Below are 24221 nucleotides of genomic sequence, written 5' to 3'. Positions count from 1 at the left end.
CAAGAAACGAAGTTATCCGAACTGCCAACCCAACAGGTTCCAATAGTAGAAAAACAGAGTCATCACTACAGCCGAAAGTGCCACTAGTGTATAATGCACACGCTTGAAAGCTGTCCAGTATTTATTCTTCCAAACCAGTATAGCCGAGATTAGCAAAGCTAAAGTCAGTCCAACCAAAAGGATTGGCATAACTAAACTGAGAGAAAGCGAAAGACTGATACCGCTGAACTTCTGCATCGTATCCATGGACATAACCACCATAAATATCGTAACGAAAGATAGCAGCGCCCACCCAGCAGTTCCCGCAGATAAGCGGATGGCCCACTTTTCCGGAGGCGTCATCGCCTTGATCTTGCGTCTGGAGAAGATTAGTCCAAGCAATGCAGTGATGAAAATCAACCCCGAGCCGCCAAGTACGATAAGCCAAAACTTATTCTGATTCAAGAGTGGCGTACGCTCCAGTGGCATTTCCGGTGCCATACCTAAGAGCATATGTGTAACCTTACCGGTATCATTTGTGCGGAAGCCGATTTGTTCGGTGCCTCCCTCGAGCTGGAACAGATTCGGAGCGATTTCTCTATACAACTGTTGTTCACTACCACTTCCCAAAGATAGCTTATTATCCTTTACCTTAACATTTAGCTGGGCAAAAAAATTGAAAAATTTATCAATATCACTGTGGTTACGGCGTGTGAATTGATAGGTTCCCGCATATTTCTGAACAGATTCTGCAGAAGTGGAGAATTCAGGCTGCTTCGCTTCAGGATCGGGATAATAGCGCTCAAAAAAGGCATGGACTAGGCTTGCCGCGGAATCACCGCCCTGACCGCCGTTATAGGAAACAAAGATACCTACATGCTTGGCAGGCACAAGATAAAACTCTGTATTAAACATGGGGTCGGAACCACCATGAGTGATTAGTCTAAGACCATTGATGCGTTTCTCAGAGAACCCCAGATCTACTCCCGGCATACGTTTATCGAATTGGTACGCCGTTGAATGCATTAGTTCTGCAGTCTCCGTTCTAAGAATCTGCTGGTCACCATATTTCCCGTTCTGCAGATGGGCAATCATAAAGTGCGCCATGTCTACTGCTGATACTGTACCCGAGCCGGCAGGACGAAAGCCGCCCTCGAAGGTAGGTGTGCCAGGAATAAAGCTGCCGTTCTCACTCGTGTACCCTACAACTTGATTGGGTATGAATGACTCCGGCAAAGGCTCTACCACCGTCGAATATTTCATGTCGAGCGGATCGAAAATATACTTTTGTATATAGTCATTGTAAGGAACACCGCTGACTTCCTCCACAATCAGACCCGCGAGAGTAGCCCCGAAGTTCGAATAAGAACTCATCTCTCCGGGGGGTCTTACCCGTGCCAGCATATGCTTATTGAGTGTTTCCGAGATTGATCCCGGCAATTTGGCAGGGTCGGTAGTGATTTGATAACCCACTCCACCCTCTTCAAACCCCGCTGTATGTGTCATCAAATGGCGCATCGTGATCGGCTCAGGATAAGTAGCAGGGATCTTCACTGATTTCAGGTAGGTGTTAATATCATTGTCCAGATCTATCTTACCTTGTTCGACCATTTGCATCACCGCTGTCCAGGTGAACAGCTTTGTTGTTGAAGCGATTCGAAACATGCTGGTTGTCGGATTAACCGGTGCCGCTTCTTCCAGATTGGAACTGCCATAACCTTTGGCCAAAATAATCTTGCCGTCTTTTACAATGGAGATAACCGCTCCCGGAATTTGCAGCCGGTTCATATCTTTTTCCATAATTCCATCAACGAAGCTAGTCAGTCCCGCGGTATCATCGAGATTGGCAAATGCTTCAATTTGAGCTGCCGGCAGCACGGTTTGACCCGTTTGGTTCTCAGCCGAGGCCTGTTTCCCGGGAAATACCAAGCTTGCGCCTAAGCCGGCACTAATCACAGCCAATAGGGTCAGACCAGCGATCAGCCTTTTTTTCATAGGTGTCAACATTATTATCCTCCGAGTCATCATTTATTGGGGTGGATGATCATCCGCCTAACACTTATAGAGATTATCAGAGTATTATGAATGGAACGTTAACAAGACAATAAAAAAACTAGACAGCAATCCACCCTTAAAAGTGACGGATCATAGTCTAGTTACATCAGAAAAATCTATAAAAAATCCCATAGCGAACGTATGCCTACAACCTTACTGTAGCTCAGTCCCGATCCCTTTTTCTCTAGCCTTCTTCACGAAGTATACCGCTGTTGCGATATCAAAAACCGCCATCCCCATCGGACAAAAGAAAATCGGCTCATCGGCTCTGAGTTCATTCAGGCAATGGCGCGAGACGACATCGGTAATCATTCGGGTATCGGCACGAGTTAACCCATGTTTCAGATGGAGCTGCTGTATGTCAGTATTTTCGCGGCACACCTCATCCCAGTCGTCGACGATTATGGACTTCACCGAAGCTAATGCCTCAGGCTTATAATCACGCAGTGAAATATTCAGTAGAAGACTACCTTCCGCCGGAAGCATATCGATATATCTATGATTGGATACGGTACAGGTGATAAAGATATTGGACTTTAGATAAACGTCCGCCCACGTCTCCTCCACTTCTATCCTATCCTTATATATAGATGAGATGTCTGACAAATCTACTTCCCTTATATCAAAGATGCGGACACGTTCAACTCGATCTCCGTACAATGCCATAACCATTTGAAAATGATATTGCCCGATTGGTCCCCAGCCGATAATGCCAAGATAAATCCGTTCAAGTGAACGTGCCTGCAAAAAGTAGCCAATCATCAGTCCACTGATGGAAGCTGTCCTTACGATGCTGGGGAGCGGAGAGCTTAGGACGGATATAGGCTCGCCCGTAATGGGATCATTCAAGACAATGATGCTATGCGCGCGGGGAAGACCAACCTGTGTATTATCCGGGAAGCTGGAAATCCATTTGATCCCTGCTGCGTTCACGTTCCCCCCTACGTATGCGGGCATTGCAATAATACGATTTTGAGGATTTTTATACCTTAGATAAGGTTTTACGGGCTGCGCGTAATCTCCAGAATCAAGTATGCGCACCGTAGTTTCTATCGATTCCACGAGAGAAGGCCAATCAAGCCCCACCTCCCGGATGTCCCGATCGTTTAAATACAGCATTCCACAACCTCCTTTTGCCGTTCGTTAAGCAAGGACATCTCCACCGTCAGCCGAGAACTCCTGCCCAAATTCATTCTGAATCCATGGGTCAGAGTATACCGTATCGAGGTAACGCTCCCCTTTGTCATGCAGGATCACCGCACAGACAGATCCTGGAGCCAATTCTTGCTCCATACGCCTAACAGCGGCAAGGTTAGCCCCTGAGGATGCACCGGCCAGAATCGATTCATTCTGAGCGAGTGCTCGGCATCCTTTTACGATATCCAAGTCTGAGACATGCACGATACGGTCGATTAAATCCGTTCTGCAGAAAGGGGGTACGATGCCAGCACCCAGTCCCGGGAACCGCCGTTTCTCTTTGTTGCCACCAAAAATAGTACTTCCCTCCGCATCGACGGCAACAATCTTAGTCTTCAGACCATAATCCCTTACATATTCCGCGAGACCTCGAATCGTGCCGCATGTACTTACGCTGCAAAACAAATAATCTACTTCGCCAAGCTCAGTCACGATTTCTTTCATGGTCGTATGGTAGTGGGACAAATAGTTATTTGCGTTTGCATATTGATTCGGCCAGTAGCTGCCCGGTATTTCCTCCAAGAGTCGCTGCACTCGATTCAGTCTAGCAGGCAGATATTCACCGGTCTCGGGGTCGGGATCGCTAACAAAGTCAATTTTTGCAGTTAATGCTTTCAGAATCTGCAGATTTGTTGTGGTAGTTCTTGGATCAACCACGCTAATAAACCGCAGCCCTAAATATTGGCAAATCATCGCCAAGCTAATCGCCATATTTCCCGAACTTGACTCAATAATAGTAGTTCCCGGCCCGATTTTCCCTTCCTTCCATGCCTCATGGATCATCCGCAGAGCTGGACGGTCTTTCGCACTTCCTCCCGGATTTAGCAGTTCCATTTTTGCGTAGACTTCGAACTCACTGTTCTGGAACAGATTATTCAGCTTAATTAATGGCGTTTTTCCGATAGTCGACAAGATACCGCCTTGGATATTTATGTCCACCTTAGCTTTGTCCTTCTGATAATATAACTTCTTGTTCTTGACCTGCCCGCTGGCCAGCGACTCCCCTTTAGCTACTATAATGATCTCAATATCATCAAGCAGATGGTTGCGAATCATCATCCCGATTTCCGGAATACACTCCCTGATTTCCTCTTTGATTACCGGAATAATAGAGGGCTTCACAGATTTACTCATGATATAAATAGAGAGCGCATTGTTTTTTACTTTGACCCGAATGATTGCATCTTCAATATGACGGTATACGACCTGTTCGATATCGTACAGGCTGATCTTCTCACCGTGCTTCAGTTCTTGACCCACTCTTTTTACAATGGACTCAAAGCTTTGTTGTTCAACCCCGTCTATCATCACAGGCCTAAAATCCCTTACAACGTCATAAGTAACAAAACGAAGAGCTGGCAGCATCTTGCGGACAGTTGAGGTAAGCACCAGAATACTTTCATTGTTTCGAAGCGGCCTTACTTCTTCGTCTAACTCCTGAACCCCGATTCCTTCCGCAAAAATTCCGTCGGCAAAAATGTACCTGCCATGATCATGGGAGTAATAAGCGATCGTACCGATTTCAATGGAGCCGTAAGTATCGATGATATCTCTAGGATCAATACCAAACAAGCCAGCCATATTCCGCTGCCACTCAGGCGGAGCAATTTCCCCTACCAAAATAATCTTGCGAATTCCGAATTCACGCGGGTTTCCGGCAGCATATACGATATGGTCAAGGATGGACGGCATCGTATAGAGCAAGTCAGGTTTAAAAGCTTTAAGCTGTTCAATATGCTGTTCGATTGGCAGTTCAAAGGGTATTGAACTTTTCTCCAATCCTAACCTTTCAAAAATGGTCAGCGCAGTATTTGCTGCATGTCCAGTGCCCATATCCGCCAACGCTCTGTTACATCCGCTTCCCGCAATAAGCTCGCCGAATAGCTTCGTTTTAATATCCACATAGTGTTTGTCATCTTCCTCAGAGTAAAGGATTGCTTTTCTACGGCCTGAGCTTGTACCAGACGTCCTATAGACAGTCCAAGAAGGATCGATGGGTTGGTTATAATAGAAGGTTTCAAGTGTTTTCGAAGACATAAGAGGTAAGTTCTGCAGGTTATAATTCGTTTTCTCCCCATCGATCAGCCCCTTGTACCAAGGGTATTCGTCCATTACTTCTTGCACCTTATTCTGCAATTTCCCGAGCAGCATCATAGCCGCCTCCCGTTGACCGCATGCTGCAGCCCAAGTTTAATAAATGCCTCCAATATTCATATGTAGAATTCTTTGCATGTGTTCTATTATTCTGTGGTTGCCCAAGCAAAAACTGCGTATTCCCGTAATATAGCCTATAGATATATAGAACGGAGGAACAAAATGAAGGAGCCAATACGGCGGATATCCAATAAGCTGACGAAAACAAGGGTACTGCTTAGAAAACAAGAGCTAAGGAAGTATATACCGGTAACGAAAAAAATGAATAAAAACGTACTCTATGAGATGTTGCAAAAACATAAAATGGTGTACATCAAGCCCTGCTGTGGATCTTTGGGACAGGGTGTAATCCGGATTGAAAGATCGCAAGATCATTCCTCCAAAAAACGACCAGCCTACAGCTATCAGTCCGGTACGCATAAACATACATTTTCTGATTACGAGATGGCTTATCGGGCAATCTCTAGCGAGACCCAAGGAAAGTCCTATTTGGTGCAAAAAGGGATTTGGCTTTTGGTTTATGAGGGAAGGCCATTTGATATCCGGGTTATGGTGCAAAGAAATCTTAAGGGTGGGTGGGAAGCTACAGGCATTGCGGGTCGCGTAGCTCATCCTCGCAAAGTGGTTACGAATGGGAGCCAAGGGGGAACGATTTATCCGGTAGAGGCATTATTAGAATCCTACACAAACGTAGAGAATAGTAGCGCGTTGATCCGGTCCATGCAACAAATCGGAGTGAACTCCGCCAGACAGCTGAGCACAGCCTATCCCGGCCTGCAGGAAATCGGTGTGGATATTGCTTTGGATCGACGCCTTAAACCATGGATCTTGGAAGTAAATACTGCCCCCGATCCGTGCCCGTTTACCAAACTGAATGACACCAGCATGATTGAGCGAATCGTCAAATATGCAAAAGCCTATGGCCGCACATACAATCTTAAATGCATGAAGTCCAAACAGGGTATGGTCTGAACGGATTTGATTGGTAATAATACAAACAGCCCTGATATATAAAAATCTCTACCAGAGCTGTTTGTGTTGTTTTAGAATTCGGAGTCGCTCACCTTAACAAGCATCTTCCCGAGGTTCGCACCTTGGAACAATTGCAGGAATGCTTCAACCACATTGTCGAATCCTTCAACAACTGTTTCTTCATATTTTAATTTACCTTCTGTTAGCCATTTTCCAAGCTCTTGAAGTCCTTCTGACTGGCGAGCTGCGTAATCACTAAGAACGAATCCTTTGATAAGGGAGCGGGTTTTGATCAATCTGCTCTGAATACGTGGACCCATATCTCCATCTGTACTATTATAGGAAGAAATAGCGCCACATAGGGGAATACGTGCATAATCATTAAGCAAGCTCATCACAGCATCTGAAATCGATCCACCCACGTTGTCAAAATAAACATCCACACCATTTGGACATGCTTCTTCCAAAGCCTGGCCTAAATTTTCCGTTGTTTTATAATTAATGGTTGCATCAAAGCCAAGTTCTTTTTTCAAATAGTCGCATTTATCATCGCTACCTGCGATCCCAACGACACGAGCGCCTTTGATTTTGGCAATCTGTCCAACAAACATCCCCACTGAACCCGCTGCTCCAGACACTACGACAGTCTCTCCTTCTTTCGGCTGCCCGATATCAAGTAAACCGAAATATGCAGTGAGCCCTGTTAAACCTAGAACACTTAAGTAAGCCGATACAGGTGCAATCGAATCATCGATTTTGGTTACTGCTTTAGCATCTACAGTATTATATAACTGCCAGCCCAGCATACCGATGACTTTATCTCCAGCTTTGAATCGCTCCGATTTGGATTCTACGATCTCTCCCACAAGTCCTCCAGCGATGACTTCATTAAGCTGATAAGGAGGAATATACGATTTAGAATCATTCATTCTTCCGCGCATATAAGGATCCACTGACAAATACAACGTTCGTACAACAACTTGTCCTTCTTTTGCTTCAACTACAGGAATATCTTTGAACTCGAAATTTTGCTGGGTTGGCATGCCTACAGGACGTGAAATTAACAGGACCTGTTTATTTTTCAACTGATTCATAGATCACTACTCCATTAATATTTATTTTTGCTGCTACCTATAACTATTAACCAAATCCTGTACATGATTATCAAATAGTTATAAAACTATCAAACTATCAAGAAAAAATTATAGGTTTCCGGACATATTATAAACTGTCCAAGAAACCCGGTAATAATTCGCTAAACGTATCCTCTCGAAGCTGGCTAATCTTATTCTGCCCCATACGTGTGACACTTACTAAATCAGCTTCATACAAAATCTTCAGATGGTACGACACATTGGATTTATCCATTCCCATAGATTCACCAATGGACCCACATGTATTGTTCTCCTTATGGAGATGAAGATAACGAATCATTTCAATTCGTTTCACTTCTGCTAATGCTTTAAAAATCTTCACTCGCTTTTCATCATCTTTTAAGGAATATTGTTCGATAGTCATAAAACTATTGTATTCTTCTGATTGCGCAAAGTCAATTTACAATCCCATTTCTTAATCGGATTCATTTTTGTATAATATACCAATCGGCATTAGCGCGGATCTATTTATAAGGAAAGAGGGGTGGTAGAAATGGACATTACCAAATACGAAAATCTTGTTCCCCGTGTTTTTTTGTTCGTTGATCGCCGATCCTTCCCGGATTGGGAGATTACGAGGAGTAAAATTGATTTCCATGATCTTACCTTCATCGTAGAAGGAAAGTCTGACTATTTTATTAATGGAGAGAAATTCACGGTTGAAGCCGGGGATATGCTCTATGCCCCTTCTGGCAGCATTCGGGAAGCTCAGACTTTCAAGGAGGCACCCATGCGTTCCTTTGCCTTCAATTTCTTCTGGGAGGGTGAGGACAATCATGTGCAGCTCCCTTTTGAGACTGTAACTAGGAATTGGAGAACTAAAGAGATTCTAGAGGATATTAAAGAATTCTCACATGTCTGGATGGGCAAACAACCTTTCTACAAAATGAAGGCCCGGGCCATCTTTCAACTGATTGTGTACCGCTTATTAAGTATCGCCCACCATCAAGAAACACCTCTGATAGATCTAAGAATCCAAAAAGTGATGACCTATATCATGGATCATTATTCGGAGGAAGTTACGATCAAGGAGCTGGCAGATTGGGTTGCCCTAAATCCCGTATATCTTGGTAAGCTGTTTAAGCAGAACACTGGCTCCACCTGTAAAGAATTTATAAACAAGGTGCGGGTGAACAATGCTGAGATGATTCTATCGGCAGGTGGTTTTAATGTGTCCGAAGTGGCAGCGCACTGTGGTTATCAAGATGTTGCCTACTTCAGCAACGTTTTCAAAAATATAAAGGGTTATCCTCCGTCATCTGCCCTGAAATAACGGAGGATCCGAAGCAACCCTGTTGTTCGCCCTATTAATTCAACCTAACTAAGAATGGACGCCGTCCCGCTAGTATAAAAGCTCTCCTCCGGCCCTAAATAGGAATAAGGAAGCTGGGCAGCGGACAATACAAGCTTTTGTAGAACCAGACCCGCATCCAATCCGTAAAAGCGGAGGGTATGAAGACCCTTCGTTAAAGCATGGCTGGTGGTTACAGCATGAATATTGTCCATAACCGCACGGCACCACGGTTCATTATCATGATTGCCGCCTTCAAAGTTCGTTGGTAAAGCATCCTTAATCACGGGTGCCTGATCATCGAAACCTATCGCATATTTTAACCCGCTAGTTTGTGACAGATTGTTTGTCGGCGCAATATACGCGGTTAAGCTATAATCGGTGTCCTGCTGCACTAGAATCCGATATTCCAGACAAGGTGCATCCTCCGGTTGTTCAAAAGATACAGCATCCGGAAACATTTTAACCGAGGATAAAGAACGTCCATAGCTGTCAATGGTCTTCCATACCACCCCTGATTTCGAAACACGAGTTATGGTATGCTCCGCTTCAATGGACACGATATTATGGGTCTCGATGAATGTCATCGGTGGCACATCCGGAATGTCTATCCAATCCACGGCTGCCTTCACCTTAACTATATTCCCGGCACCGGAGATCGTAATTTCGCCCGTCGATGCTTCTTTGACCTTCTCCCAATCTACGGAAACCTGAAGCGTCTCCCCTGCCTCAATCCAGCCGCGTATTTTCTCAAGCTTGATCCAATCTACGCTGCTCCGCACCTGATATTCAAAACCCGCTTCTCCACCGTTACTGATTGTGATGCGATAGTTTTCTTTTTGGAGATTTGTAAATACCGGAAGATTAGCTGTGCCGGAAACATACGCTTGTTCCGTTCCTTCCACATCGACAATCATTAAAGAACCTCTGGCGGACGTCAAGGTGTTTACATCCGGATATTTCCACCCTTCTGCATTCCAATGTATATACCCTACATGAGGGGAACTCATCATTCCCTGCCATTTTCCATCCGAAATTCCGCTATTATAAACCAGCTCCAGATACTTATCCCGTTCGATGGTTTCGCGGGTCAGAGCAGCGTAAGTATTTGCCAACATACTATTTCGTTCAGCGTATAGATGGTTCAGTCCAGCATAAATTTGCATTTTGACCACATTGGCCGAGGCAACAGCAGGGAAATATACGAGCTGGAAGTAAGCATCCTTTAGTTGTTCCGGGATTAGCTCATCGTATTTACCGGCAGCCTTCTCGATCATCACCGTTTGCTCCAGAACTCTGTGCGCCTCATTGTAATGGATAGGACTGAAGGTGGACGGATAAATAATTTCAGGCTTGCGCCGACCGTTCATCCGGGTATAATCCCCTAACAATTGTGCGATTCCCAGACATGTCTCTTGTTCCAGCACATATCCGAATTGCTGCTCTACCCAACGGTTGGTGTATTCCACAGTCCGATTGATTGCACCTGTCCCCCAAGCCTCAAAATCGTAGGCCAAATCCAGAAAGTAGGAAATGGGCAATTCCATAGGCTTCAAATCCCCGACGTTCACAATCCATACATCACGGATGCCATAGTCAAATGCCATACACATTTGCTCCCAGACTTTTTCAAGCGGGGTCGTATTTAACCATTCATAGGAATGCGGACCACCATGGTAGTCAAAATGATAATACATCCCCCATCCTGCGCTGCGGTTACGTTCGTTTTTCGTCGGGATTTTGCGGAGATTGCCAAAGTTATCGTCAGCAAGCAGGATCGTAACGTCATTCAGAACATCCCAGTCCTTCAACCCTTCCACCCCGGCAGTGCCATACCAGTACTTCTCAACTTCCTTATAAACGGCCAAAATTTGCGGCGCATGTTCAAGATTGTATTTCTTCAATAGTTCTTTTTGCGTAAGTATAATGTCCTTCAGCAGATCAATATTCTCCTGGTCGGAGCCCTCCAGCGCAGAGTCACTTTCCCCCCGCATGCCTAGAGTAATCAAGTTATCAAAGTCCTGATTGCGCTTGATTCCGTCTTCCCAGAAATCTGTAATCGCCTGTTTATTACGGGCGAAATCCCATAGGTTACTTGTTCCGTATTGGCTGTATACCTTCTGCCATTCACTGCCTGCCCGGAATAAGGGTTCATGATGGGAGGTCCCCATAATAATTCCGTATTCTTGTGCATGCTTGGCGTTGGCAATCGGGCTGCTTTTACCATTCAGGCTGAATTCGGCGCTCCACATCGCCGGCCATAAATAATTCCCCTTCAAGCGAAGAATGAGTTCAAATACCTTGTCATAGAAATCTTCATTAAAGTCACCAAATCTTTGAGTTACCCAAGAACCTAAAGACGGCCAGTCGTCATTCAAAAAAATACCTCTATATTTAACCGAAGGCTCCTTGGAGATCACATGAAGCTGGTTATCAGGAATGGACAATGCCGGCTTCTTCTCCGGCACAATATCCGCCCAGTACACCCAAGGACTAACTCCAATCTTTTCGGAGATCGAATACAACCCGTAAATCGTCCCCCGTTTATCACTTCCTACAATGACGAGCGCCTTGTCCACTCCCGCTGTGGGTTGTTCAACCACCTGAATTTTATAACATTCTCTTTTACCTTGGATGACCGATACATCAACGGTTCCCTCCGCGATTAAATCATCGATAAAATCATTACTCCCTATCGATCCAGCGATTATGACTGTTCCATCCAATTTGTTCAATTGTGTATATATCTCAGGTTCTACCTCTGTTACCTGTTTAACATCTGCTGCAAAAGACTGTGCCACCCGGCGTAATCCCTCATAATCTTTCCCCTTGGGGTCCACGTAAATCTTGGCAGCACTGCCCTGCTTCACAAGGTGCAATTCCTTCGTAGGCATGATAATTCTCCCCTTAAGCATCCTATTTTCGTATGACTAGGCACATTATATAAGTAAGCGATTTCAACATCCATGTGTAAACTAGCAACTTTTTGTAATTATTAAATGAAACTTTGTTTATCGGTTGAACAATCTGGATATTTGGTGTTACTGTTAACAGGTATTCCTTCTAACAAAAGCATGTTTTTTGCAAACGCATCCATAACAAGAAAAGCTTATACAAAAAGCGAGGATGATCAATATGAAAAACAATAACGGGGTCATTACAGGTGGCAAGATTGAAGGTCCAAAGGCGCCCAAGGACCCGGCTGAACGCAGGAACGGTTTTTTTGTGCTCTACGAAACAGCGATTGAGGCGACAGCCCGGGCCGAAGGTCCACCTTCACAGGAAGTTTATCTGGAAGGTAACTATCTAATCGACAAGGCCAGATATATTGGCGGCGTCACTGATGAGACAATACTGGAGCTGCTAGGAAACTGTGTTGGATTTCGCAAATTAGTCCATAGTATCGGAGTGTCTGTGAGAAGGGATCATGAGCAGAACGAGCCCATCTCTTTTCTATTGCAGAACTGGGGCAAAACCAGCAAATACGAAACAGGCAGCAGCATACGTGTGCCCTGTCCCTCCGACGGTTCAGAAGTCCTCTTAAAGTTAGAGGATTTGGAATGGTCTGAAGAGGATGCAGTGCTCGGCAAATTCGCTTTTGAATTTAAACATGAAGGCGAACTGGCCATCGCGAGTATAATTTTTTATTTGCATGACGGTTATTCTGTACCAGAGCTAATCATTGAACCGCCTGTAGCGTTTGATTCTAACGAATACCGGGAGATCATTACCCAATCCTTGCTTCATCCGGGCAATAATAAAAGATTAAAAACGGCCATCCATAAGGCTATAAAAGGTGAGGATATCACGATTGCTTATATTGGGGGTTCCATTACTCAGGGAGCAGGCGCTAAACCGATCCATACAGAATGTTATGCCTACCAATCGTATCTGAGATTTAAGGAATTATTCGGTACGAATGGTGGCGAGAACATCCATTTTGTGAAGGCTGGGGTAGGTGGAACTCCGTCCGAGCTTGGGGTCATCCGTTATGAAAGGGATATTCTCCGAGAAGGTTCTGTAACACCTGATATCGTGGTGGTAGAATTTGCGGTAAACGACGAAGGAGATGAAACGAAAGGCAACTGTTTTGAAAGCTTATGCCTAAAAATACTTTCCGCCGATAATAGACCGGCAGTAGTTCTCCTGTTCAGCGTGTTTATGAATGACTGGAACCTGCAGGAACGGCTCTCCCCCATTGGGCGGCGTTATAATCTTCCTATGGTTAGTGTAAAGGATGCGGTATCCGGGCAGTTCCGCCTAAGCAAAAATGAGGGGAACATCCTCTCGAAACGGCAATTTTTCTATGATATCTATCATCCTACTAATGATGGTCACCGGGTGATGGCTGATTGTCTGGCTTATTTATTCTCCGAAACCCACAAAACGCTAATGGACGAAGATGATCTCCTATTGGATCAACATCCGGTCATCGGGAATGATTTTGCGGGAACCCTCCTGCTGGACCGCAAAAGCCATATTGACGCAGGCAGGATCGAGGTGGGCGGATTTTCGGGGATCGATACCGATTTGCAGCGGGTAGAAATGGATGCCAATCCTTTCGGAACTCCGGAATTCCCTCATAATTGGATGCATTCAGCGTCTTCTGGGGAACACAGCTTCAAGCTGACGATAACAAGCAAAAATCTCATCCTCGTATACAAGGATTCTGGCAGCAGCGAATTCGGCAAGGCGAACATTTACGTCGATGGTTGTCTTGTAGTCACCGCTGATCCACATGAGAATAACTGGACACATTGCAATCCGGTAATTCTTTATCAAAATGAGGTTAGCTGGGAGCATCAGGTAGAAATCAGAATGGTGCCGGAAGATCAGGACAAGTCTTTTACTATACTTGGCTTCGGCTATAATGTTTAGTGAGTTGACCTAGAGAGATGACAACCCCGATGTAATCTACATCGGGGTTATCCTTATTGTATCGCATGGAATTTTGTCCATTTCCCTCTAACGTACCGCCAAATAAACAGAACCCCTTTGATCAGCCAATCGCAATAAACTGCGATCCACGTTGCAAACATATCCATATGCAGCCAATATACCAATATATAAGCAAACATAATTCTACAACAAATCATAGTAATCATACTGATGACCATAGGAAATTTGGCGTCTCCAGCAGCTCGAAAAACCGTGGGCAGCGTATTTCCAAAAGGCCAGATCAACATCATAACGATCGCATGACTCCACACAATCTTTGTTGCCCAGAGTTCCGCTTCTGCTGAAAAATGATAGATGCTTAATATGCTTGGAAATAAAGCTAAACTCACAATAGAACTGACTACCTGTGCCATATAAATAAAACCAATAATCCTTCTCGTATAATATCTAGCTTGAGCATAATCCCCAGCCCCCACACATCGAGAAATAACAACAGACAACCCTAAACCAATCGCCATTCCAGGTAATGCCTGCAAGGAAGCAATAGTACTTCCTACTGAATTTGCTGCTATTGCCGCCGTTCCAAATGTGGACACCAAACTCAATATCAATAACCTTCCAATATAAAACATGCCATTTTCCAGCCCATAAGGGACACCAATTCTCATAATCTGTTTAATCATCTTAGTATCAAATTTATGCCGCAAGGTCTTTTTCAGATAGAGGAGATTCTTAGGGTTAGAGATTAACACAAGAATACAAATAGCAGCGCCCGTTCTGGAAATTAAAGTTGGAATCGCGATGCCGGCTGTCCCCATGTCAAAACCATAAACCAATAGCGCATTCCCTGCTATATTCACAAGATTCACAACCAACATAATTTGCATAGGCAGCTTGGAGTTTCCCATCGTTCTGAATACGGCTGCACCTGCATTATATAGAGCCAAGAAAGGAACGGAAGCCCCAACAATTAATAAATAAGTATTGGCATGCCCATATACCTCTTCTGTAATCGTTCCAAAAAGCCCATTTAAAATAAAACCCTTCAGCAAATAAATCAATATCATAATCACTAACCCAGCTGCACCCGTAAACCAAACTAATTGATTCGCTGCTTCTCTAGCCTGATGCGCTTGCTTTTTTCCAAGATATTGACCGACAATTACCGTTCCTCCAGTAGCTAATGCTGCAAATAAGCTAATCAACAGTAACATGACCATTTCAACTAAAGATACACCCGATACTGCTGATTCTCCAACAGAAGCTACCATGATAGAATTCACCAACCCTACCAATGCTTCTAATAATTGTTCAATAATTAATGGCAGGAATAATTTCATTAGTTCTTTGTCTGAAAATAATCTTGGTTTCGTAATCGCACTTTCCAGTTTACTCATAGGATTAGCTCCGTTTTGTATTGGTATTAAATCTATGGTAAATTCAAAAGCGATAAATATCTAATACCTATGTTGGATTACGTACCATGCCTAAAATGCATATATATGACAATGCTAATATATCAGCTGTAATTTGAAAGGATGTTAAAAATAATGGATGTGCGTGTTCTCAGATATTTTTTAACCGTGGCTAAGGTTGGTAATATAACAAAAGCAGCAGAAATTCTCCACATTACCCAGCCAACATTAAGTAGACAGCTTATGGATCTAGAAGAAGAATTGGGAACCGGCTTGTTTATTCGGGGAAAAAGACAGATTACATTAACAGATAGTGGACTTCTCTTTCAGCAGCGGGCAAAAGAAATTGTTGCGCTATTGGATAAAACAGAACGGGATCTGGCAGAGCAAAAAGAGCTAGTTGGCGGAGTAGTTTCGATAGGTTGTGTTGAATCCTCTGTATCCAAGGCATTACCAAAGTTACTAGAAGAGTTCTCCAATCGGCATCCGAAAGTACAATATGAAATATATAGTGCGGATGGTGATGATATTCGAGAAAAGCTAGACCGGGGATATATTGATATAGGTATATTATTGGAACCCATTGAAGCCGCCAAATATGACTACATTCGTCTGCCTTATCAGGAAAAGTGGGGAATTCTGATGCGACGGGATGACCCTCTAGCCCAGAAAATCTCTATTGGAATTGAGGATATTCTTTCTTTACCTCTAATCCTCCCCCGCCGTACTCTTGTACAAAATGAAATTACGAGCTGGCTTGGAGTTGAAAATGGCAGCTTATGTATCTTTGCCTCACACAATCTGCTGACAAATGCCATGCTGCTGGTAGAACAAAAGCTTGGGTATGCCATTTGTGTGAGTGGTTCATATACCATTCGAGAAAGCGAGCAAACTTGTTTTGTTCCATTTGAACCTGAACGTACGACAGGTCATGTATTAGCTTGGAAAAAGAACAATCTATTTAGTTCCGCAACAGCACGTTTTATTCAATTTATAAAAGATACCTATCATTAAACTCGCGAATCTGTAAGCATATAGCTAAAAAAGCTGCCTCCGATCGTGTACCGGAAGCAGCTTATAGCCCAACATTATAAGGTAATCCTGAGCAGTAGGGTGGCTTAGCAAAATCCATCCGCTACTTCCTAGTTCTTTGCAATATGTTACATGATTGATTGCGTTATGTTGGATTCATGACTCGGCAGCTTCTTATCCAAAATAGCCTTCACATCTTTAACAAGCTGTACGGACGCTTCAATCTCCAACTTACTTGTTGAAACACTTTCAATACTGCAACCAATAGGAATTCCCTTCTCCAGCCCGAAATCTAGTAATTCTTCAAAGATTTTTTGCGATAGCTGGATTGATTTATCCAAAATATCATTCGAGTATTTCAACTCGTTTTCTAACCATCCCGGGATACTGATCCCTAACCACTTCATAAATTGTAATGTTTTCGCGGTGCCGCATGGTGCAAGATTAAATAAAATAGGAACCATCTCAAAACCGTTATTTGTATAGTAATAATATAAATCAGACAATAAATTCTTAGATGCCTCTACATTATAAGTTGCCTGTGTAATAAAAAAGTTGCACCCACTGTTGGTCTTTTCGACAACCCGTATATGCTCATCATTCTTTTTTATATGTCTTTCCGGAATGACAACTCCGCCAAAAGTTAAATTGTTATTTAGCTGTTTACTTAGCTTATAAGCCTCTGGTAAATTCAATTTCACCTCTTGTTTACTTGACGAAGCGCCCACATACACGGAAAATCTATCTTCATTTTCGTCAGTTTTAACCCAATCCTCGAACTGGGCTCTTGTATCATTACCGACGCACCGGTAAATTATTTTTGGGACCTCCACCTGTCTTAGATATTTATCACCATAGACAGCCGGATCAATCGTTGGTAAATAGGGATAAGGTCTTTCATGATCCACTCTGTCTACTTCTTCCTGAACGTCGTACAGAATTAACGCATCTAAATCAAGGTTTTTAAGTCTCTCAACCTGTTTCTGGGCGATTTCCGAGACCTTTTCTGGTGCGTGGCTTGCCTTCGGTGGTGTCATCCCATATGTTATAATACCCGGTTTTTTGCTCAATATTTTTTGTTTAAATGTATTCTCTGCCGCTCCCACATTACAAAACCCCTCTACTCGTCGCTTTTAAGATAAGGTTACCATGGCGGGCTTAATATGTGTAACTTCTATTTACTATATCTAGTTATATTTTAAAGCTATGATTCCTTAATGATACTTATCGAGTAGTACATGTTGACAACCATTTGATGTGACTATAATATTAGAAGTCCTGCCAACCTTAAAGTTGGCGATAAGGGGACCGAAAGGTTCATTCTTATTTAAAAAGGGTGAGTATTATGAATAAAGAAGAATTAATGGAAAGCGCACGTAACACAAAGAAAGCTGCTTATGCCCCTTATTCTAAATTTCCAGTTGGAGCAGCCTTATTGCTTAAAGATGGAAATGTTATTAATGGAGTAAACGTAGAAAATGTATCTTTTGGCGCTACTAATTGTGCAGAGAGAACAGCAATCTTCACGGCTATTACAAAGGGCTATACTAAAGGTGATTTTCAGGCTATAGCTGTAGCAGGTGACACAATGGATTTTCTGCCGCCATGCAGTATCTGCAGACAAGTATTATCGGAATTCTGTTTGCCCGACATGCCTGTCTATTTAACCAATGAGAAAAAAGAAATCTTAGAGCTGAGTTTAAGGGATTTATTGCCTTATGCATTCAAAAATTTAGATATGTAAAAATAATTCCTCTCGTAGTGGAATAACAAAAACACGCGTACCTTTGTTAGACAAGTACGCGTGTTTTTTGTGTTAAAAGCTTAGTCAGAACACAGAGTTCACAGACCAGACACACCGCGTAAATACGTTGTTACTTACCAAATCGCAATTCCAACCTTAACTTTTTCTTTAAATACTACCTTTTTCATTCCAAAGCATTTCTTACCCTAAATTCAATAAATTCTTTATCATAGTCTGTATGTAGTTCTATAGTATCTAAAACTCATATAGTTAAAACCTCTCAATGAACATCATCAATAATAAAAAACAAGCGATCCATTGAGATAAAAGGATAAACACTTCCTCTCGATGATCGCTTGCTTTTAGTAGCTATGCATAGTCACATTTCTAGTTTTCCCATAAAACACCTATTGGCTCTACCGTTTACCCGCAACGACTATACCCGCAATTGCCACAAGTCTTACAGCCCTCAATATTAATCAGCGAGGCGCTGCCGCAGGATGGGCAAAGGTCACGGGAAGCCGTAGCATGGTTATGTCCATGATGACCACCATGTCCATCTTCCGTAGCTGACGGAACGCTCGATTTCAACTCCGCATTTAATGCTTCATTGAAATCCTCCAGCTCCAAAGTTGCTGCAATCGGAGCGGGTACATGATCATCATGAGCATTGTTCAGCACATGTGATTCCAGTGCCTTAGCTACAGCATCAGCAATGGATTCAACCCGGTTTGCGCCGAAGCCGATAGCTCCTGATCCGCCAATGCCTTTCAGATGTTTGATCAACAGCTCCACTTTCTCACCATGATCTCCGTAACGGAGGAACAAGGAGCAGACACGGCCTAATGCTTCAGCCATAGCAAAGACGTCAGAACCCGCTTTACCTACATTCAGGAAGATTTCAGCCGGTATTCCATCAAGGTCATTGATCGTAATATATGCCATCCCAAATGGTGTGTTGATTTTATAGGTAGCGCCGCGCAGAACCTGCGGACGTTTTTTGTATTGTTTATCCGCCTCTTTTGTAGTCACTTGAGGCGCTGGACTTGCTGCTACAGTAGTTGTAGCTTCCTCTGCCGCAACCGGAGCGGCTTCTTTTTTGTCTTCCTTCTTCGTGGTTTCCAGAACTTGAACGTCACGACTTCCATCGCGGTAGATCGTAACACCCTTACATCCTAGATCAAAGGCCATTTCATATAGCTCAGCCGTCTCCTCAACCGTAAAGTCAGACGGGCAGTTCGCTGTTTTGGAAATAGAGCTATCTACCCAGCGTTGGATCGCTGCTTGCGCACGAATATGATCTTTAGCTGACAGATCCATCGAAGTTACAAAGTAGTCCGGTAGCTCTTCACCCGGATGAGCTTCCAGCCACTCTTGAGCGATTGGAACAAACTGTTCATCATAGCCAAGACGACTTTGACGGAAATATTTAAAGGCAAAATAAGGCTCAATTCCCGTAGAAGTACCTACCATTGTACCTGTACTACCTGTAGGTGCTTGTGTAATCACTGTAACGTTACGCATACCATGTTCACGAATCGCTTCGCCAACCTCTGGATACGCTTCGACTATATTTTTCATAAAGCCGCTCATTAGATATTTCTCAGTATCAAAAGCTAGGAAGGAACCCTTCTCTCCAGCAATTTCTGCCGAAGCAAGGTAGGCTTCACGAGCCATAAAGCCGTATAGCTTGTCCAGAAACTCCAACGATTCCGGGCTGCCGTAACGGATGTTCAATTTAATCATCAGCTCCGCCAATCCCATGGTTCCGAGACCCACGCGGCGTTCCTTTTTCTGATTCGCTTCATTTTCCGGGAAATGATAAGGTGTTTTATCAATTACATTGTCCAGAAAACGGACCGAATAACGGGTTGTAGTCGCAAGATCTTCCCAATCTACATCATGATTTTTCTCATCGTAGAACTTGGACAGGTTCACCGCAGACAGATTGCAGACTCCCCAGCCTGGCAGGCCTTGCTCTCCACAAGGATTCGTACAAATAATCGGGTTGAAATACCAGCTGTTAGACATCTGGTTATAGTATTCCATGAACACGACGCCTGGCTCAGCAGATTTCCATGCCGATTCAATGATCGTACGCCACACGTCACGCGCTTTTACGGTGCGATAATGGATAACGTTTTTGCCGGCAGCTTTCCACTTGTCGAGATCGCCATCCCATATTTCGTTATATTCAGGATCGGTTGTATCCGGGAATACGAGATCCCAGTCCAGATCTTCTTTTACAGCCTTCATAAAACCATTGCTCACACATACCGAAAGGTTAGCATTAGTGACTTGGCCCATCGTTTGCTTCACGGTAATGAAGTCCTCAACATCGGGATGCCAGTCATTAATCATCAACATGAGCGCACCACGACGGCTGCCGCCTTGCTCAATAAGCCCCGTAGTATAACTAAACAAACCGCCCCAAGATACGGAACCACTGGATGAACCATTAACCCCTCTAACAATCGCACGACGAGGACGCAATGAAGACAGGTTAATGCCCACACCGCCACCACGGGCCATAATCTCCGTCATTTCAGACAATGTCTGCATGATGCCGCCACGGCTGTCTTTTGGAGAAGGGATTACATAACAGTTGAACAATGTTAATTCTTCACTAGCACCTGCACCAGCCGCAATACGTCCACCCGGCACAAGCTTCCAATCATCCAGAATTGAACGGAATTTGCCCGCCCATTCTGCTTGAAGCTCAGATGTCTTCTCTACAGAAGCCATCGCTGTGGATAGACGGTCCCACATTTCCTCAGGAGTTTTTTCTATATTAAGGGTCAACTTTTCAACATCCGATTTCACAAGTTCGCCACTGCGCGTCTTTACAGTTACGATTCGACCACTGCGCTCTACAATTTCTCCGACTTCCTTAGTTGGAAACTTCGGATCATCTTTGGTCAGCACCAATACAACGTCGCCTACTTTAGCATTGTTGCTGTCTGCATCCTTCCAAGCATAACGATCCAAAAATATTTTTTCACTTAGCCCTTCAAGGCGTTGCTTACGTTCCACTTTACTCAATAAAAAAACCTCCCGCATGTGTAGTAGATATTAGTTTCCGGTCCAAGGTATGGGCCCACAACAAAAACTCCCTTACCATCCTCCACTGCTTAACAGGTGTATGTAGGAAGCTCATCTTGTCAATAACAAATACCAGCTAAGCACTCTATAAAAAATACATTTTCAAGCTTTTGTCACAATATATTGTGTGCGTCAGCTTTTAAACTATACCACATATTGTATCGAAGGTCTTATTCGAAAATAGAGTCAAGTTGCCGAATTATCGCAAACGTTGCTGCTTTTTCTCGCTCTTGCTCTCTTTTTTAAAGGCTATCGTGAAAAATAGGAGGTTATGAATTCTCTCGTTTACGAGCATACTACTCTTACGAATGGTGATATAAATCCGAGCTTGAGGAGGCTGCATTATGACGCAATTATTCCGTAATTCTCTACCCCAGCAAGGGGGAACACCCGCGCCGATACTGCCTGTTCCTCTTTCTTTTGACCGGAATTGGTTGCAAGATCTGGAGCTCAAATTGGAAAAGGGCGGCCCATGGGGAGACTACCGTTTATCTAAGCTTGCCGTACAAGGAGAGGAAACAGGTCTAGTAACGAGCTTCGATGAGCTGCAATGTATGAAGCATTTATCCGGCTTGTCCCCTCTTCCCCATCAGCTGGATACAGCGCATAAGGTTCTGTTCGAAATGTCAGGCCGCGCGATTCTTGCAGATGAGGTTGGACTGGGCAAGACCATTGAAGCAGGACTGGTGCTCAAAGAATATCTCGTACGCGGTCTTGTCTCCAAAGTGCTTATTCTCGTACCTGCTTCTCTAGTATTGCAATGGGTTCGTGAGCTGAATGCGAAATTTGGCATCACTGCTGTCGCTCAGAAAAAAGCCTATTCGTGGGGCAACGCCATAGTCGTCGCATCGATGGATACCGCCAAACGAGATCCGCATAAGGAAATCTTGCTGGAAAATGAATACGATATGTTGATCATTGATGAAGCTCACAAGCTGAAGAATAAAAAATCGACCAATTATCTATTTGTACAGCAATTACGCAAAAAATATTGCCTGCTGCTCACCGCGACTCCCGTTCAGAATGATCTGGGCGAACTCTTTAATCTGATCACTATACTGAAGCCGGGGCAACTTGGAAATCAGGGCGATTTTGCCTCGAATTTCGTGGTTGATAAACGCCAGCCCAAGAATGAAGGTCAACTGCGGGACGAGCTTTCGAAGGTCATGATCCGCAATCGCCGTGGTGAAGGTCCTGTTAATTTCACGAAACGAAAAGTCCGTAATATTCCCTTAGTTCTCTCCCAAGAAGAAAAAGATTTGTATAACAGTGTTACTTCCTTTGTCAAAGACCAGTATCAGGAATCCGGCGGCAATCTTAGCAGTATGCTTTCTCTGGTAACCCTTCAACGTGAGGTGTGCAGCAGCCGGGATGCCGTCTTTATCACTTTAGTTAATTTGATCAAAAAGCTGCCTGCGGATTCCCCAAAAAGAGACCGGATGATGGAGCTGCTACAGACCCTCCGTACCGTTAAAACAAACACTAAAGCTGAAACAACCTTAGCCCTCATTCAAGAAATGAATGAAAAGGTCATCGTTTTCACGGAATATCGCGCAACTCAAGAGTATTTACTACAATATTTCCGTGAACATGGGCTGATGTGTGTCTCTTATTCCGGCGGAATGAACCGTGGGAAAAAAGATTGGATGATGGATCTTTTCCGCGGCCGCGCTCAAGTTATGATTGCAACGGAAGCCGGTGGTGAAGGAATTAACCTGCAATTTTGCCACCATATGATCAACTTTGATCTGCCCTGGAATCCCATGCGCGTGGAGCAACGTATCGGACGTGTCCATCGGTTAGGGCAAGAAAATGACGTAGTGATCTACAACTTGTCTACGCAAGGCACGATTGAAGAACATATCCTGCATCTGCTGCATGAAAAAATCAATATGTTTGAAATGGTGATTGGCGGGCTGGATGTAATCCTGGAACGTTTTGAAAAGAAGGAATCGCTGGAGAAAAGTTTATACAAAATCATGCTCGAATCCCGCTCCGACGAAGAATTGCGGCATGAGCTGGACCATATTGGTGAATCCCTCAGTGAATTGACACAGGGTATTAAAAAAGAAAGTGGGACTGCGACATGACCCTCACCGCACAGGAAGTACGCAAGCATGTGATGGACTATCTTGAAGCCACTGAATGCTCCATCATTGAGGCTTCGCCCCTTCACGTAACTGTGAAATTATCACCTAGAGCTGACAAAATGCTCACCGACCGGCCGTATTATTGGGGATTCGTGGAGCGCACAGGTGTAGATCCTGAGACCCTTTCTTTCACCTTTGTTTTTGATCCGGAAAAATACGACAGTCAAGCTGCAGTAGAGGTTACCCCCATTGCAAATCGTAGTGCTGGCATTTTGAATCAAGTTGTCACCGGAAGCCTAAATACAGGTGTAACAAACGATGCAGAGGCCAGCGCTGACTTACTCGAATCCGCCTCCCCGGGCTCAGAAGCAGTGAATGCTCCATCTACTGACCCGGAGGAAAGTATCCTAGCCCGCTACTTCGGCATTGTGCCGGCACTCCCACGAATTGGGCCAGGAATGATCCGCAGAGAGGATATTATTTACGGAAGCAAGCGATTGCAACAGATTTGGAACGCCGCTCGGGACGAAGGGAAATGCCTTTACTTATTTGAGGACCCGGGCAGCAGGCAGCGAAACACGCTGTTCTCTGCCGCTTACGAGCCATGGCTTAGTGTCTGCTATAAAGTGGAGATGAGCTGCGATTTGAAACGTGAAGAACTCCATTATCTTGGCATCTCCCTAACAAAGGGAACCATCATTGATGACTTTAATGCAAAAGTTTCCACAAAAGAGATGATGCCACGCTTACCGGAAAATGTGCATATCCAGCCTTATGAAATGACAGTAGCAGCCGCTACCGACTTATTGGAAACTCATCTTACCGCTCAGTTAGCCGAACTGGACTACACTTGGGCAGAACAGGCACGTGAGCGGCTAAGGGTTGAACTGGACATCATTGATGTCTATTATGGAGAGCTGCTGAAGGAGCCTGACGAAGAAAAACGCCTAGCGACTCAAGAGCAGTATAATCGGCGTCGACAAGAGACCACTTGGCAATATGAGCCGCAAATCGCAGTTTCTGCGGTGACCTATGGACTGTTTCATCTGCGGAGCCTATAGAATGCGACCCTACTCGCTAAAAGCAGGCAAAAAAACAAGAGAACTTCCGCCTTCCGGCGCGACAGCAAGCAACAGC

Annotated in this window: 16 protein-coding genes; 7 read left to right on the top strand and 9 right to left on the bottom strand. The window is 44.1% G+C overall.

Going from position 1 to position 24221, the window contains the following annotated elements:
• Positions 1–12: 12 nt before the first annotated feature.
• The 3 genes from MKY14_RS01825 to sbnA all read right to left on the bottom strand — a co-directional run bounded on the left by MKY14_RS01825 (position 13) and on the right by sbnA (position 5385).
• Entirely contained in the window at positions 13–1986 is a 1974-nt protein-coding gene (locus MKY14_RS01825; RefSeq protein WP_340975639.1) for a serine hydrolase domain-containing protein, read from the bottom strand.
• A 201-nt stretch (positions 1987–2187) separates the two neighbouring features.
• Positions 2188–3153: a 2,3-diaminopropionate biosynthesis protein SbnB gene (locus tag MKY14_RS01820; RefSeq protein ID WP_340975638.1), complete on the bottom strand. Its 966-nt coding sequence runs from the start codon at positions 3151–3153 to the stop codon at positions 2188–2190.
• Positions 3154–3177: 24 nt separating this feature from the next.
• The gene (gene sbnA, locus MKY14_RS01815) at positions 3178–5385 is read right to left on the bottom strand and encodes a 2,3-diaminopropionate biosynthesis protein SbnA (RefSeq protein ID WP_340975637.1); all 2208 of its coding nucleotides are present in this window, start codon (positions 5383–5385) and stop codon (positions 3178–3180) included.
• A gap of 162 nt (positions 5386–5547) precedes the next feature.
• On the opposite strand from sbnA, the gene MKY14_RS01810 reads away from it, so the two are divergent.
• A complete protein-coding gene (locus tag MKY14_RS01810; protein ID WP_076129991.1) occupies positions 5548–6357 on the top strand; it encodes a YheC/YheD family protein in 810 nt (269 codons plus the stop codon).
• Positions 6358–6428: 71 nt separating this feature from the next.
• On the opposite strand, the gene MKY14_RS01805 is transcribed toward MKY14_RS01810, so the two are convergent.
• Together MKY14_RS01805 and MKY14_RS01800 are read right to left on the bottom strand one after the other, a co-directional pair.
• Positions 6429–7451: an NADP-dependent oxidoreductase gene (locus tag MKY14_RS01805; RefSeq protein ID WP_076129990.1), complete on the bottom strand. Its 1023-nt coding sequence runs from the start codon at positions 7449–7451 to the stop codon at positions 6429–6431.
• A gap of 127 nt (positions 7452–7578) precedes the next feature.
• Positions 7579–7875, bottom strand: coding sequence for an ArsR/SmtB family transcription factor (locus tag MKY14_RS01800; RefSeq protein WP_038569940.1), 297 nt, complete (start codon positions 7873–7875; stop codon positions 7579–7581).
• Positions 7876–8004: 129 nt separating this feature from the next.
• Between MKY14_RS01800 and MKY14_RS01795 the strand changes: the two genes are divergently transcribed.
• Positions 8005–8784, top strand: coding sequence for an AraC family transcriptional regulator (locus MKY14_RS01795; protein ID WP_076195012.1), 780 nt, complete (start codon positions 8005–8007; stop codon positions 8782–8784).
• Between the two features lie 44 nt (positions 8785–8828).
• On the opposite strand, the gene MKY14_RS01790 is transcribed toward MKY14_RS01795, so the two are convergent.
• Entirely contained in the window at positions 8829–11696 is a 2868-nt protein-coding gene (locus tag MKY14_RS01790) for a glycosyl hydrolase 115 family protein (RefSeq protein ID WP_340975634.1), read from the bottom strand.
• 241 nt (positions 11697–11937) lie between these two features.
• On the opposite strand from MKY14_RS01790, the gene MKY14_RS01785 reads away from it, so the two are divergent.
• On the top strand, positions 11938–13680 hold the full coding sequence (locus MKY14_RS01785) for an SGNH/GDSL hydrolase family protein (protein ID WP_340975632.1): 1743 nt from the start codon (positions 11938–11940) through the stop codon (positions 13678–13680).
• A gap of 53 nt (positions 13681–13733) precedes the next feature.
• Here the strand turns inward: MKY14_RS01785 and MKY14_RS01780 are convergent, their stop codons facing one another.
• Positions 13734–15098: an MATE family efflux transporter gene (locus MKY14_RS01780; RefSeq protein WP_340975630.1), complete on the bottom strand. Its 1365-nt coding sequence runs from the start codon at positions 15096–15098 to the stop codon at positions 13734–13736.
• 153 nt (positions 15099–15251) lie between these two features.
• Here MKY14_RS01780 and MKY14_RS01775 point away from each other — a divergent pair, with 153 nt between their 5' ends.
• Positions 15252–16130: a LysR family transcriptional regulator gene (locus tag MKY14_RS01775; RefSeq protein ID WP_076306288.1), complete on the top strand. Its 879-nt coding sequence runs from the start codon at positions 15252–15254 to the stop codon at positions 16128–16130.
• A gap of 146 nt (positions 16131–16276) precedes the next feature.
• Here MKY14_RS01775 and MKY14_RS01770 read toward each other — a convergent pair whose 3' ends face one another.
• Positions 16277–17254 carry a methylenetetrahydrofolate reductase gene (locus tag MKY14_RS01770; protein WP_340975629.1) on the bottom strand — a complete coding sequence of 326 codons (978 nt, stop codon included), beginning with the start codon at positions 17252–17254 and terminating at the stop codon, positions 16277–16279.
• Between the two features lie 239 nt (positions 17255–17493).
• Here MKY14_RS01770 and MKY14_RS01765 point away from each other — a divergent pair, with 239 nt between their 5' ends.
• Positions 17494–17892, top strand: a complete 399-nt coding sequence (locus MKY14_RS01765; RefSeq protein ID WP_036689594.1) for a cytidine deaminase — start codon at positions 17494–17496, stop codon at positions 17890–17892.
• A 423-nt stretch (positions 17893–18315) separates the two neighbouring features.
• Here MKY14_RS01765 and MKY14_RS01760 read toward each other — a convergent pair whose 3' ends face one another.
• Positions 18316–20952 carry an adenosylcobalamin-dependent ribonucleoside-diphosphate reductase gene (locus MKY14_RS01760; RefSeq protein WP_076306289.1) on the bottom strand — a complete coding sequence of 879 codons (2637 nt, stop codon included), beginning with the start codon at positions 20950–20952 and terminating at the stop codon, positions 18316–18318.
• Positions 20953–21338: 386 nt separating this feature from the next.
• Here MKY14_RS01760 and MKY14_RS01755 point away from each other — a divergent pair, with 386 nt between their 5' ends.
• Together MKY14_RS01755 and MKY14_RS01750 are read left to right on the top strand one after the other, a co-directional pair.
• Positions 21339–23084 (top strand): DEAD/DEAH box helicase, encoded by a 1746-nt coding sequence (locus MKY14_RS01755; RefSeq protein ID WP_076129985.1) that lies wholly within the window; start codon positions 21339–21341, stop codon positions 23082–23084.
• Complete coding sequence (locus MKY14_RS01750; protein ID WP_076306290.1) at positions 23081–24145, top strand: YqhG family protein; 1065 nt, start codon at positions 23081–23083, stop codon at positions 24143–24145. The genes MKY14_RS01755 and MKY14_RS01750 overlap by 4 nt, the downstream gene beginning before the upstream one ends.
• Positions 24146–24221 lie beyond the last annotated feature (76 nt).

The organism is Paenibacillus sp. FSL R5-0887 (genome assembly GCF_038002305.1).
GTDB classification, from domain to species: Bacteria; Bacillota; Bacilli; order Paenibacillales; family Paenibacillaceae; genus Paenibacillus_AQ; species Paenibacillus_AQ odorifer.
The sequence above is the reverse complement of the archived record's forward strand: the minus strand, read 5'-3'. Positions and strand labels throughout refer to the sequence as shown.